This window comes from Yersinia antarctica, assembly GCF_056636475.1.
The window spans coordinates 4,765,654-4,779,899 of record NZ_JBSJQF010000001.1 but is presented as its reverse complement, the minus strand read 5'-3'; the positions used below and the strand labels follow the sequence as shown (position 1 = coordinate 4,779,899).

Genomic DNA, 14,246 nt, shown 5'->3' with positions numbered 1-14,246 from the left:
GGGGGTGATTTGTTACCTAATTTGCATAAAAAGTGTGACATAAGTAGGTTTTTTCGAACTGGCTCGCAGAAAGCGGGGTAATCGATTGCTTTGTGGCACAGATCAAACAATAAATTCCCCAAGTGAAAGAGAGAGTACTCAACGTTATTGGCATTAATTAAGGCGGGGAATTAGCTGTCTATTGGGTCAACATCCAACGTCCACTTAACCTTACGTGCCTGCGGCAATGTATTGATTAGCGGCTGAGAGGTTTTAATCAGCCGTTGTAGCAATTGCCGTGAAGGGTGCTGTAACAGCAATTGCCAACGGAAGCGTCCACTGCGTTTGGCCTGCAATGCGGGCACTGGCCCCATAATCCACAATGCATCATCTTTGAGTGGGCTGGCTTCCAGTAAATTACGCAATTGTTGCAGGAACAGCGCGGATTGCTGGTTATCGTGATCTTCACTGCGCACGATGATATGGCTGGTATAAGGCGGTAAAAATACGCTTTTACGTTCCTCTAGGGCCTGTTTGGCAAAGGCATCGTAGCCCTGTTGCAGCAAAATTTGCAGCAGTGGATGCTCAGGGTGGTGTGTTTGTAAAATAACTTCACCTTGCTTACCCGCGCGCCCGGCACGACCTGAAACTTGTGTATAAAGCTGGGCAAACCGTTCTGCCGAACGGAAATCTGCCGAGAACAGTGCGCCATCGACATCCAGCAAGGCCACTAGCGTGACATCAGGGAAGTGATGCCCTTTAGCCAACATTTGGGTACCAATCAAGATGCGCGCTCCCCCTTGATGGACATCAGCCAAATGCTGTTCCAGCGAGCCTTTGCGGCTGGTGGTATCGCGGTCAATTCGAGTGATGGGAGTATCCGGGAACAGAGGAGCCAGTTCGTTCTCTAACTGTTCAGTGCCAACACCGACAGAGACCAGATGGGTTGAACCACATTTTGGGCATTGCTGAGGCACCGGGCGCTGGCTGTCGCAATGGTGGCAGCGCAACTGACGGTGATTTTGATGCAAGGTGTAATAGTGGTCGCAACGCTGGCATTCAGCAATCCAGCCACACTCATGGCACAGTAGCGCGGGAGCATAGCCACGGCGGTTCAGGAACAAAATTACCTGATTATCGGCCTGTAAATGGGTTTTCATCCGTTTTAGCAGTGGCTGAGAGAGGCCAACTTTAAGCGGTAAGCCTTTTAAATCGAGCAAATGCTGTACGGCGGGTTTGGCATTCCCCGCCCGTTTAGATAGCGTCAACTGGCGATATTTACCCATTTGCACATTGTGCAGGGTCTCAAGCGCCGGGGTCGCCGTGCCCATCACGATAGGAATGCCTTCTTCACGGGCCCGAAATACGGCTAAATCCCGGGCATGATACCGCCAGCCTTCTTGCTGTTTATAAGAGCTGTCGTGCTCTTCATCGATAATAATGACCCCGAGGCGGGAAAACGGCGTAAACAGTGCCGAGCGGGTACCAATAACAATTGCGGCTTCGCCGTTACGCGCCCGTAGCCAGACGGACAAACGTTCGCTGTCATTTAAACCTGAATGGAGCACCTCAACGGGGGCGTTAAACCTTTCGCGAAAACGAGCGATAGTCTGTGGGGTCAGGCCGATCTCAGGGACTAAAACCAACGCCTGGCGGCCTTGTGCCAGAATATTTTCCAGCACGCTCAGATAAACTTCTGTTTTACCGGAGCCGGTCACCCCAGCCAGCAGCCAGACTGCAAACTGGGTATCTTCACTGCGAATCGCCCCAACGGCGGTTGCCTGCTCGGTATTCAGCCGCAGGCGCTCACCCAGAACGGCGAAGCCGTTGCGCCAATCGGTAGTCGCGATTTCCTGTGCCCGCAGGTCAATTAGCCCTTTACTGCGTAATGCCTGCAATGCGCTTTCGGTGAGTGCCATTTCATTAACTTGATGGCGATAGACCGGTTTTTGCAATAATGCGGCAAGCGCTTGTTGCTGCTTCGGGGCGCGTTTTAAGCTTTCCGGTGGTGTGGCTCGCCCTTGTTCGGTTGCGAACCACTGCCACAACGGCGCAGATTGGGCAGGCTTCCCTTGGCGCAACAGAATAGGTAGAGCATGGAACAGCACTTCACCTATCGGGTAATGATAATACTCGGTTGCCCAGCAGAGAATGCGCCACAAGCTGGGTGGGAATAAGCTGCGCTCATCCAGAACGGCGTCAATGGCTTTCAGTTGTTCAAGGGGGAATGTGCTGGTATCACTGATACCCACCACAATTCCGATGGCTTTGCGTTTACCAAATGGCACACTAACGCGAGCACCGACCACCGGGCAGGCCATGGCGCTGTCTAAACGGTAATCAAAGCTACGGGCCAACGGTACGGGTAATGCCACTTGAACAACGGACATGTGTTTTCATCCTGATAACTAAAATTGGTCTAAATAAGTACAATTGGCCTATACCCTAAATAATTCGAGTTGCAGGAAGGCGGCAAGCGAGAAAATCCCGATGAGCTTACATGAGTAAGTGATTCGGGTTATTGAGCACAGCCAACGCACATGCAACTTGAAGTATGACGGGTCTAAATAAAGATTGAACAGTTTACACTGCGTGCTTCACAATGTGCGGATTCGATTGCGCGGTTTGGTCAAATTCTGTATGATTCGCCGCCTTTGGTATAATTCGATATCAAATCCTGTTAACAACCGTTGCTTACTTTATCCGCAGCTGTTCGTTAACAATCAAATTGTTATTTATCAATCGTGTGGTGTCTGGCGGAACAGGGCTGGATAGCGACACGGCCTAAATATAGAGGTTTTCCATGAAACAAGGTATCCACCCTAAATACGAACAAGTTACTGCTTCTTGCTCTTGCGGTAACGTTATCAAGATCAACTCTACTGTTGGTCATGACCTGAATCTGGACGTGTGCGGCGAATGCCACCCGTTCTACACTGGCAAGCAGCGTGATGTTGCTACCGGTGGCCGTGTTGACCGCTTTAACAAGCGTTTCAGCATGCCGGGCGCTAAGAAGTAATTATTGCCCGTCAGATGAAAAAGGCACCTTCGGGTGCCTTTTTTGTTTCTACATTTCAGGTTCACTATGACTAATGAACCGAGTGGTCGCTGGGGATTAGTATTCCCAGGTATCGGGGTCAACACCCAACTCACGCATTAAAATTTTCGCGGCTTCCGGGATTTCATCGCTACGTTCTTTACGCAGGTCTTCGTCATTCGGTAGCGGCTGGCCGGTAAATGCATGCAAAAAGGCCTCACACAACAATTCACTGTTGGTGGCGTGGCGCAGGTTGTTCACCTGACGGCGGGTCCGTTCATCGGTGAGGATTTTTAACACCTTCAGCGGAATGGATACCGTAATTTTTTTGACCTGTTCGCTTTTCTTACCGTGTTCAGCGTAAGGGCTGACATACTCGCCGTTCCACTCAGCCATGGGACACCTTAAATTTGTCGGGAAAATACAAAATTCTGAAAACCGGCCAATTATGCCCGATCTTCGCTGTTCTCACTAAATAAATGTCGATTTTACTAGAGCAACATCACCCATTTAATCATTTTACTACTTATTGATAGCCGTTACCTTTCGATACGGTCCTTGCGGTTAAACAAAACACCACCGAAAACTCACTGACATCATTAAGATAGTTAAAGCCTCTACAATTTTAGCGGTTATTATTCCATTGCTCAATCTATACGCAAAGAAGTTTAGATGTCCAGATGTATTGACGTCCGTAATTTGTGCGTCTAATCTGGCGTAACATTTTCTTGATAACCGGCTGGTGGAAATCCATATGACGCGTAAACAGGCAACAATAGCAGTCCGTAGCGGGTTGAACGATGACGAGCAATACGGCTGCGTTGTCCCCCCGATTCACCTCTCCAGTACCTATAATTTTATCGATTTTAATCAGCCGCGCGCACATGATTATTCACGTCGCGGGAATCCGACGCGCGATGTGGTACAGCGTGCACTGGCGGAACTGGAAGGTGGTGCGGGTGCAGTCATGACCAGCAGCGGGATGTCGGCGATTCATTTGGTTTGCACCACATTCCTAAAACCGGGTGACTTGCTGGTCGCCCCACACGACTGTTACGGCGGCAGTTATCGTTTATTCGATAGTCTGAGCAAGCGCGGTGCTTATCGGGTGCTGTTTGTCGATCAGGGTGATGAAACGGCATTGAGCCGGGCCTTGGCGGAAAAACCCAAGCTCATATTGATTGAAACACCCAGTAATCCGCTGCTACGGGTGGTAGATATTGCCGCTATCTGCAAGGCGGCACATGCAGTAGGTGCTCTGACGGTTTGTGATAACACGTTCCTCAGCCCTGCCTTGCAGCAGCCACTCTCTTTAGGGGCGGATTTGGTGGTTCACTCCTGTACTAAATACCTAAATGGTCACTCTGATGTGGTCGCTGGTGCGGTAATTGCCAAAGATCCTGAGCTGGCGGTTGAGCTGGCATGGTGGGCGAATAATATCGGGGTAACGGGGGCAGCATTTGATAGCTACCTGTTATTACGCGGTTTGCGTACCTTGTCGCCACGTATGGCTCAGCAGCAACGTAACGCGGATGAGATTGTTCGTTATTTACAGCAGCAGCCTTTAGTGAAAAAGCTGTATCATCCTTCTCTGCCACAACATCCCGGCCACGAAATTGCCTGCCGTCAGCAGTCTGGTTTCGGTGCGATGCTCAGTTTTGAGCTTGATGGTGATGAACAGCTACTGCGTCGCTTCCTCTCAGCCCTTGAGTTATTTACTCTGGCGGAGTCTTTGGGCGGTGTGGAAAGTCTGATTTCCCATGCAGCGACCATGACCCATGCCGGTATGGCACCAGAAGCGCGCATTGCCGCAGGTATTACTGACAGCTTGTTGCGCATTTCCGTGGGTATTGAAGACAGCGAAGATTTGATTGCCGATTTGGAAAATGCTTTCCAGTTGGCGGGAACGAGGTAAGCATGAATGCAACAGCGGTAGCAGCGGCGGTGACCGGCCGTCAACTGCATAAGTTTGGTGGTAGTAGCCTTGCGGATGTGAAGTGTTACCTGCGGGTGGCCAATATTATGGCCAATTACAGTCATCCTGGTGATCTGATGGTGGTGTCTGCGGCAGGCAGTACCACCAACCAACTGATTAGCTGGTTGAAACTGAGCCAAAGTGATCGTCTTTCTGCTCATCAGGTGCAACAAAATTTACGTCGTTATCAACATGATCTGATCAGTGGTTTATTGTCTCCAGAAATGGCCGAACCGCTGATTAGTGAGTTTATCCATGATTTGGAGCGTCTGGCGGGCCTGCTGGATAACAAAGTCGACGATGCAATTTACGCCGAAGTGGTGGGGCACGGTGAGATTTGGTCCGCCCGTTTGATGGCGGCGGTTTTGAACAAGCAGGATATGAACGCCACCTGGCTGGATGCCCGTAGTTTCCTGCGTGCAGAGCGTGCGGCACAACCACAAATCGATGAAGGCCGTTCTTACCCGCTGTTACAACAATTAATGGCCCAGCACCCACATCAACGTTTGGTGGTGACAGGGTTTATCTCGCGCAGTAATTCCGGTGAAACCGTGCTGCTGGGGCGTAACGGCAGTGACTACTCGGCGACACAAGTCGGGGCGCTGGCGGGTGTCGAGCGCGTGACCATCTGGAGTGATGTTGCTGGGGTATACAGTGCTGACCCACGCAAAGTAAAAGATGCCTGTCTGTTACCTTTGCTACGATTGGATGAAGCCAGTGAATTGGCCCGTCTGGCAGCACCGGTGCTGCATACCCGCACGCTACAGCCGGTTTCAGGCAGCGATATCGATTTACAACTGCGTTGTAGTTATCAGCCAGAGCAGGGTTCAACCCGCATTGAGCGCGTACTGGCATCAGGTTCGGGGGCGAAAATCGTTACCAGCCATGATGATGTCTGCCTGATCGAATTGCAGATTGCCGGTCATCACGATTTCTCGCTGGCGCAGAAAGAGATTGATTTGCTACTCAAACGTGCGCAAATCAAACCGCTAGCCACCGGTATTCATCCCGATCGCAATCTGTTGCAACTCTGCTATACCTCCGAAGTAGTTAACAGTGCACTAAGAGTGCTGGAAGATGCCGCGCTGCCGGGTAAATTATCCCTACGCGAAGGGCTGGCACTGGTCGCACTGGTGGGCGCGGGGGTTTGCAAGAACCCACTGCACAGCCACCGGTTCTACCAACAGTTAAAAGATCAGCCAGTTGAGTTTATTTGGCAGGCAGAAGATGGGATCAGCATGGTGGCCGTTTTGCGCCTTGGTCCGACTGAACACCTGATTCAGGGCTTGCACCAGTCACTGTTCCGTGCAGAAAAACGCATTGGTCTGATGCTGTTTGGCAAAGGTAATATTGGTGCCCGCTGGCTGGAACTGTTCGCCCGCGAGCAGAAGAATATCTCGGCGCGCAGTGGTTTTGAGTTTGTGCTAGCAGGTGTGGTGGATAGCCGCCGCAGCCTGTTAAGTTACGATGGGCTGGATGCCAGTCGGACATTGGCATTTTATGATGACGAAGCCAAAGAGCAGGATGAAGAGTCGCTGTTTTTATGGATGCGAGCACACCCGTTTGATGATTTGGTGGTGCTGGATGTGACCGCTAGTGAGTCGCTGGCCGGACAATATCTGGATTTCGCCAGCTACGGTTTCCACGTCATCAGCGCCAACAAACTGGCCGGAGCATCCAGTAGCAATAACTACCGCCAAATTCGCGATGCTTTTGCCAAAACCGGCCGCCACTGGCTGTACAACGCCACGGTGGGCGCTGGCTTACCGGTTAACCACACGGTGCGTGATCTACGTGATAGCGGCGACAGTATCTTGGCGATCAGTGGTATCTTCTCCGGCACGCTGTCGTGGTTATTCCTGCAATTTGACGGCACGGTACCCTTTACCGAATTAGTAGATCAAGCCTGGCAACAAGGTCTGACTGAGCCAGATCCACGGGTGGATCTTTCAGGCCAGGATGTGATGCGTAAACTGGTGATTCTGGCCCGTGAAGCGGGTTATGACATTGAACCGAATCAGGTGCGGGTGGAGTCGCTGGTGCCTGCTGGTGCTGATGTGGGGTCGGTAGATCAGTTCTTTGAAAATGGCGAAGCATTGAATCAGCAAATGATTCAGCGCTTAGAAGCCGCGAATGAGATGGGGTTGGTGTTACGTTACGTGGCACGCTTTGATGCTAATGGTAAGGCTCGAGTGGGCGTTGAAGCAGTCCGTGCTGACCATCCGCTGGCCTCATTGCTGCCGTGCGATAACGTCTTTGCCATTGAGAGCCGTTGGTATCGCGATAACCCACTGGTCATTCGTGGCCCAGGTGCCGGGCGTGATGTTACTGCTGGTGCAATTCAGTCTGATTTAAACCGCCTGTCTCAATTGCTGTAATTTGCATTAACTTGCCTCTTCTGCTTAAGCGGAGGAGGCGAAACTGCCTCTTTAACCCATCCCCTCTTTAATGCCGGTCCCCAAGAGCGCATATTGCTGACAGGCTGTAAGCGAATACCGCGAACCCCTGTAACTTCAAGGGTTAGAGGTCTACATGAATTTTCCGCGTATGGCGTGTGAAGATTAATCATCACCCTAAACTTATTTAAAAGTTGACTCTTTAGCCAACTTCCGTCATTTTCTATTTAGCCGTCTAAACGTATAGACGCTCATAAATGAGCGGTAACAGATAACATAAGTCGTCATAACGACAATGGAGTAACAGGGTATGAGTTTTTTCCACGCCAACCAGCGGGAAGCGCTGAATCAAAGTCTGTCAGAGTTGCAGGGTCAGATTAATGTTTCTTTTGAGTTTTTCCCGCCGCGCACCAGCGAGATGGAAGAGACCCTGTGGAGTTCGATTGATCGTCTGAGCACCCTGAAACCCAAGTTTGTCTCGGTGACTTATGGCGCGAACTCTGGCGAGCGCGATCGTACCCACAGCATCATCAAAGGGATAAAAGAGCGCACTGGCCTGGAAGCCGCACCACATCTGACCTGCATTGATGCTTCACCGACTCAGTTACGTGATATTGCTACCGATTACTGGAACAGCGGTATCCGTCATATCGTTGCTCTGCGAGGGGATTTGCCACCGGATAGTGGTAAACCAGAAATGTACGCATCTGATTTGGTGACCTTGCTGAAAGACGTAGGGGATTTTGATATCTCGGTGGCGGCTTATCCAGAAGTCCATCCTGAAGCTAAAAGCGCGCAAGCTGACCTGATCAACCTCAAACGTAAGATTGATGCGGGTGCTAACCGGGCAATTACCCAGTTCTTCTTTGATGTTGAGAGCTATCTGCGTTTTCGCGACCGCTGTGTGGCTACCGGCATCGACGTTGAAATCGTGCCGGGCATTTTACCGGTATCCAATTTTAAACAGCTTCAGCGCTTTGCCACCATGACCAACGTGCGGGTACCACACTGGATGACCAGTATTTTCGAAGGGCTGGATAATGATCCTGAGACGCGCAAAATGGTGGGTGCCTCAGTGGCGATGGATATGGTGAAGATTTTAAGCCGTGAAGGGGTGAAGGATTTCCATTTCTATACCTTGAATCGGGCAGAGTTGAGTTATGCGATTTGCCATACTCTTGGGGTGAGGCCGTAAGTTGTTAAAGGGGCGCTGGCCCCTTTTCATCATAATCATCAAGTAAACAAAAGATAATCAGGGGAATCGCTTCCCCCAAAATCAATGGTTAACCTGTATTGCGCATGCCCGCAGCGACACCGGCGATAGTCACCATCAATGCCTGCTCAACACGGGCATCTGGGTGCTCATGCTGGCGCGAACGGTGCAACAGCTCAGCTTGCAGCACGTTCAGTGGATCGGTATACACATTACGCAACGCGATCGATTCCGCAATCCACGGTAAATCAGCCATCAAGTGGTCATCGTTGGCGATAGCCAGCACCACTTTAATATCCGCGGCTAACTGGTCACGTAATTGCTGACCCAACGGCCACAGTGATTTATCCACTAAACGTTGGTCGTAATACTCCGCCAGCCACAAATCAGCTTTGGCGAACACCATTTCCAGCATCCCGATACGGGTAGAGAAGAATGGCCAGTCACGACACATCGTGGCTAATACTTCTTTCTTACCGGCATCAATCGCTTTTTGCAAACCGGCCCCTGCACCCAGCCAGGCAGGTAGCATCAGGCGGTTTTGTGTCCAAGCGAAAATCCATGGAATGGCACGTAAGCTCTCGACTCCGCCATCCGCACGGCGTTTTGCCGGGCGAGAACCCAATGGCAACTTACCTAATTCCAGCTCTGGGGTCGCGGCGCGGAAGTAAGGGACAAACTCAGGATTCTCACGCACGTAGCCGCGATACATATCGCAGGAAGCGTCCGATAGAATGTCCATCACCTCAACCCACTCTTTCTTCGGCTCTGGCGGCGGTAACAGATTGGCTTCCAGAATCGCTCCGGCATACAGCGCCAGACTGCTGATAGTGACTTCCGGCAGCCCAAATTTAAAGCGGATCATCTCGCCTTGTTCAGTGACGCGTAAGCCGCCTTTTAAGCTACCCGGAGGCTGAGAGAGCAGGGCTGCATGTGCAGGCGCACCGCCACGGCCGATAGAACCGCCACGACCGTGGAACAGTGTCAGAGAGATACCGGCCTTCTCACAGGTTTTGATCAACGCATCTTGCGCACGATATTGCGCCCAGGATGCTGCCATTACGCCGGCATCTTTTGCCGAGTCGGAATAGCCAATCATCACCATCTGCTTGCCTTGGATCAGGCCGCGATACCAGTCGATATTTAGCAACTGGGTCATTACTTCGTCGGCATTGTTCAGGTCATCAAGGGTTTCGAACAATGGCGCAACTGGCAGCGTGAATGGGCAACCCGCTTCTTTCAGCAGTAAATGTACTGCCAGCACGTCTGATGGCACTTTAGCCATGGAGATAACGTAAGCGGCGATAGAGCCTTGTGGTGCTTCGGCAATCACCCGGCACGTTTCCAGCACTTCTTGTGTATTAGCACTCGGTTCCCATTTCAGCGGAACCAGTGGGCGCTTGGAGTTCAGCTCGCGGATCAGGAAGGCTTGTTTGTCCGCCTCAGACCAGCTTTCATAATCGCCGAGGCCCAGATAACGGGTCAGTTCAGCGATGGCATCGGTGTGGCGGGTACTTTCCTGGCGTACATCGATACGCACCAATGGCACACCAAAACAGCGTACGCGGCGCAGGGTGTCCAGCAGTTGGCCGTTAGCAATGATCTCCATGCCACAGGCTTTCAGAGACTGATAACAGGCGTAAAGTGGGTCCCACAGTTGGTCATTACTCACCAGCAAATCAGTCGGTGGCAAGACACGTTCGCCTTTCAGACGGTCTTCCAGATAAGCCTGAGTATTGGTCAACTGGGTACGGACGCGTTTCATTAATTCGCGATAAGGTTCGACCACCTCTTCGCCACCGGCCAATTCACGCAGTTCCGGGGTACATTCCGACATGGACAGCTCTGATACCAACACTTGAATATCACGCAAGAACAGGTCGGTGGCTTTCCAACGGCTGAGTAACAGCACATGGCGGGTAATTTCAGCGGTAACGTTCGGGTTACCGTCACGGTCCCCCCCCATCCAAGAAGTGAAGCGTATTGGCACGGCCTCTACAGGCAAGCGGTAATCGAGCGAGTTTTGTAACTGCTCGTTAAACTCACGCAGGAATGCGGGCACACCTTCCCACAGGCTGTTTTCAACCACGGCAAAGCCCCATTTGGCTTCATCTACTGGGGAAGGGCGTATTTTACGAATTTCGTCAGTATGCCACGATTGTGCAACTAACTGGCGCAAACGACGCATGATCTTGTTGCGTTCGTAATCGGCTAAGTCATTGTGATCCAACTGGCTCAGGCAGGTATTCACTTCCACCAGTTTGTGGATCAGGGTGCGACGTGTAATTTCGGTTGGGTGAGCGGTTAACACCAACTCAATGGATAACTCATCAACCGCGCTGCGCATATCTTTCTCACTCAGCTTTTTATCTTTTAAGCGAGTGAAAAGCTGGGCCAGAGCTTCTGGGTTACTTGCGGCTTCACCGTGTGGTGAAATACTGTGATATTGCTCTGCCGTATTCGTCAGATTGAGGAATTGGCTAAAAGCACGGGCTACCGGCAGCAGCTCGTCGTTGGACAGATTTTGCAGCGTGGTCAGCAGTTCCTGACGGCTCGCTTCATTACCAGCACGCGAAGATTTGGATAATTTACGGATGGTTTCTACTTTTTCAAGGATGTGTTCACCAAGCGCTTCTTTGATGGTGTCCCCGAGTAGCGTACCGAGCATACTGACGTTACTTCGCATTGCGGAATATTGTTCGTTCATATGACCCCTGACCCATATCCCCTTCGCCCTTGACGCCGCAGGGTGGTTAGCGACGCTTACTCACCTGAATCACTGACCGGTGTCAGCTTATCGGGATTAATGAGCCTCAAAGAGGCTCACCCTGCGGGCTAGCATAAATGCTGTTCAAATCGGTCTTCAACCGATTTGTCTTTCACTTGCTGCCTACCTGCAACGCCAATGACTTTGGGTATAAACTTTTATGGTTTCTTTTTGTAAATTAATTTCACCCAAAAGGCCGAGATGGACAATTCCACTCGCCACGTTCAATTCCATACTCCAATTGACACTATTTTTAGCAAAAAAACATCAATTTTAGGGATATTGCTGAAATTTAATTACCAAGGTCAGGTTATCAGTCTTCCTAATAGGCAAAATTGATCGCCTACCCCATAAGAGGTAATTACTGCTGGCAGAAATGGTCAACCAACTGACCAATCAGCTCGCGGGTTGGCTCGATAAAGGCCATATCGATAAATTCATCTGGCTGATGGGCTTGATCGATCGAACCGGGTCCCAGCACCAGAGTTGGGCACACTTGCTGGATAAACGGCGCTTCGGTGCAGTAGTTCACCACCGCGGTACGCTCACCCAATAATTTCTCGATAACCCCTACCATATGGTGATCGGTTGGGCATTCATAGCCTGGGATCGGTGGATGCAGTTCGTCAATGCTCAAACGGCCTGGCCAGCGCTGGCTTACCGGTGTCAGCGCTTCGGTCATTAACTCATTCAGATCACTTAATGTCAGGCCCGGCAACGGGCGGATATCCATATGCAATTCGCAGCAAGCACAGATACGGTTTGCCGCATCACCGCCGTTAATATGACCAAAATTCATGGTGGGATACGGAATAGTAAACGCCGGATTGTGATAACGCTCTTGCAACTTGGTGCGTAGCTTCATCAATTGAGTGATAGATTCATGCATTAAATCAATGGCATTCACCCCACGTGCCGGATCGCTAGAATGCCCAGACTGACCGGTAATTCGGATAGCATTGGAAATATGCCCTTTGTGCGCCCGCACCGGTTGCAGCGAGGTTGGCTCACCGATAATGGCAAAATCTGGGCGCAACTGGCTGGAGGCGGCAAAGTAGCGCGCGCCTGCCATGGTGGTTTCTTCATCGGCGGTTGCCAGAATATACAGCGGCTTGCTCAGTTTGCTGGCATCGATATCGCGCACCGCATCCAGAATAAAGGCGAAAAAGCCTTTCATGTCGGCGGTACCCAAACCATACAACTTATTGTCATGTTCGGTCAGGGTGAACGGTGAGCGCGTCCAACGCCCTTCATCAAAAGGCACTGTATCGGTATGACCCGCCAGCAATAATCCACCATTGCCTTCTCCAATGCTGGCAAGCAGATTAAATTTGTGGCGTGTATCGGGCACGGGTTGGATCTCGACACGAAAACCCAAGTCTGCAAACCATCCGGCCAACAAGTTGATTAACGCCTCATTACTTTGATCGAGAGCGCTATCGGTTGCGCTGATCGATGGCGTCGCGATTAACGCCCGATACAGCTCAATAAATGGAGGTAATTTCATCTTCACTGTTGACAGCCTTTGGTTAGGATAGTATCAATATTCATGCAGTAATTATGAATAAAAATACATTAAGCTTGAGCGTAAGGGAACCGAAAAACACCCTTAAATTTACGAAAATGTCAACGCTCAATCACGAGGGGAACAGCAAAACCTTGCTGAAAACCCAAATACCGGTTTTGACTACTTATGTCTTTATACCGAATTACATTTTTATACCCAAAGTACTTGGAGTTGCAGGTAGGCGGCAAGTGAGTAATAAGCACTGCTGCAACGTCAAGTAAGCAGGGTAAGGTGAACTGAACCCATGTTGAATACGCTAATTGTTGGTGCCAGTGGTTATGCCGGAGCGGAGCTTACGGCTTACCTGAGTCGTCACCCACATATGAACATAACCGGTTTAACGGTTTCAGCGCAAAGTGCAGATGCAGGAAAATTACTTTCTGACCTGCATCCGCAGCTAAAAGGCATTATTGATCTCCCGCTGCAACCCTTGGTGGATGTGGCTCAGGCGGCAAAAGGGGTTGATGTTGTGTTCCTCGCTACCGCCCACGAGGTCAGCCATGATTTAGCGCCGCAATTTTTAGCTGCCGGTTGTGTAGTATTCGATCTCTCCGGTGCGTTTCGGGTTAAAGATACGGCGTTTTACCGTCAGTATTATGGTTTTGAACATAAACATCCCGATTGGCTGGATAAAGCCGTCTATGGGCTTGCTGAATGGCAGGCAGAAGAGATTAAGCAGGCACAGTTGATCGCGGTACCAGGCTGTTATCCAACCGCATCGCAATTAGCGCTTAAGCCGTTGGTTGATAGCAAATTATTGAATGAAGCACAGTGGCCGGTGATTAATGCGGTCAGTGGCGTCAGCGGCGCAGGGCGTAAGGCCAGTATCGGCAACAGTTTCTGTGAAGTGAGTTTACAGCCCTACGGCTTGTTTAATCATCGTCATCATCCAGAAATTGTGGCTCACCTTGGCACGCCAGTTATTTTTACCCCGCACTTGGGTAATTTCGCCCGGGGCATTTTGGCGACCATTACCTGCCGTCTGAACGCGGGTATTACGGCGCAAGATATTGCCGACGCGTATCACCATGCTTATCAGGATAAACCGCTGGTGCGGTTGTATCAGCAGGGTGTTCCCGCGTTGAAAGCGGTGGTTGGTTTGCCTTTCTGCGATATTGGTTTCTCGGTGCAAGGCGAACATTTAATTATTGTCGCTACTGAAGATAACCTACTGAAAGGTGCGGCAGCTCAGGCTGTACAATGCATGAATATACGTTTTGGTTTTACAGAAACCGAGTCTCTGTTGTGGGGCAAGGTAAGTCACTAGCCGAAATTGCTGGTTGCGGTCATGCCTGTAAACCCATAAATTTTA

The 14,246-nt window shown here is 50.7% G+C and carries 9 protein-coding genes; 5 read left to right on the top strand and 4 right to left on the bottom strand.

What is annotated here, in order from left to right; all coding sequences use genetic code 11:
* Positions 1-170: 170 nt before the first annotated feature.
* On the bottom strand, positions 171-2,369 hold the full coding sequence (gene priA, locus ACWJJO_RS22010) for a primosomal protein N' (RefSeq protein WP_372560120.1): 2,199 nt from the start codon (positions 2,367-2,369) through the stop codon (positions 171-173).
* A 413-nt stretch (positions 2,370-2,782) separates the two neighbouring features.
* Here priA and rpmE point away from each other — a divergent pair, with 413 nt between their 5' ends.
* Positions 2,783-2,998 (top strand): 50S ribosomal protein L31, encoded by a 216-nt coding sequence (gene rpmE / locus ACWJJO_RS22005; protein ID WP_083161786.1) that lies wholly within the window; start codon positions 2,783-2,785, stop codon positions 2,996-2,998.
* A gap of 96 nt (positions 2,999-3,094) precedes the next feature.
* Here the strand turns inward: rpmE and metJ are convergent, their stop codons facing one another.
* The gene (gene metJ, locus ACWJJO_RS22000) at positions 3,095-3,412 is read right to left on the bottom strand and encodes a met regulon transcriptional regulator MetJ (RefSeq protein WP_004392248.1); all 318 of its coding nucleotides are present in this window, start codon (positions 3,410-3,412) and stop codon (positions 3,095-3,097) included.
* 358 nt (positions 3,413-3,770) lie between these two features.
* Here metJ and metB point away from each other — a divergent pair, with 358 nt between their 5' ends.
* The 3 genes from metB (at position 3,771) to metF (ending at position 8,582) form a co-directional block, all read left to right on the top strand.
* Positions 3,771-4,931 (top strand): cystathionine gamma-synthase, encoded by a 1,161-nt coding sequence (gene metB, locus ACWJJO_RS21995; protein ID WP_083161788.1) that lies wholly within the window; start codon positions 3,771-3,773, stop codon positions 4,929-4,931.
* Between the two features lie 2 nt (positions 4,932-4,933).
* Positions 4,934-7,369 carry a bifunctional aspartate kinase/homoserine dehydrogenase II gene (locus tag ACWJJO_RS21990; protein WP_083161790.1) on the top strand — a complete coding sequence of 812 codons (2,436 nt, stop codon included), beginning with the start codon at positions 4,934-4,936 and terminating at the stop codon, positions 7,367-7,369.
* Positions 7,370-7,697: 328 nt separating this feature from the next.
* Positions 7,698-8,582: a methylenetetrahydrofolate reductase gene (gene metF / locus ACWJJO_RS21985; RefSeq protein WP_083161792.1), complete on the top strand. Its 885-nt coding sequence runs from the start codon at positions 7,698-7,700 to the stop codon at positions 8,580-8,582.
* Between the two features lie 88 nt (positions 8,583-8,670).
* On the opposite strand, the gene ppc is transcribed toward metF, so the two are convergent.
* On the bottom strand, positions 8,671-11,307 hold the full coding sequence (gene ppc / locus ACWJJO_RS21980; protein WP_083161794.1) for a phosphoenolpyruvate carboxylase: 2,637 nt from the start codon (positions 11,305-11,307) through the stop codon (positions 8,671-8,673).
* 421 nt (positions 11,308-11,728) lie between these two features.
* Complete coding sequence (gene argE, locus ACWJJO_RS21975) at positions 11,729-12,874, bottom strand: acetylornithine deacetylase (protein ID WP_193784854.1); 1,146 nt, start codon at positions 12,872-12,874, stop codon at positions 11,729-11,731.
* 304 nt (positions 12,875-13,178) lie between these two features.
* Between argE and argC the strand changes: the two genes are divergently transcribed.
* Entirely contained in the window at positions 13,179-14,201 is a 1,023-nt protein-coding gene (gene argC, locus ACWJJO_RS21970) for an N-acetyl-gamma-glutamyl-phosphate reductase (protein ID WP_083161798.1), read from the top strand.
* Positions 14,202-14,246: the final 45 nt, after the last annotated feature.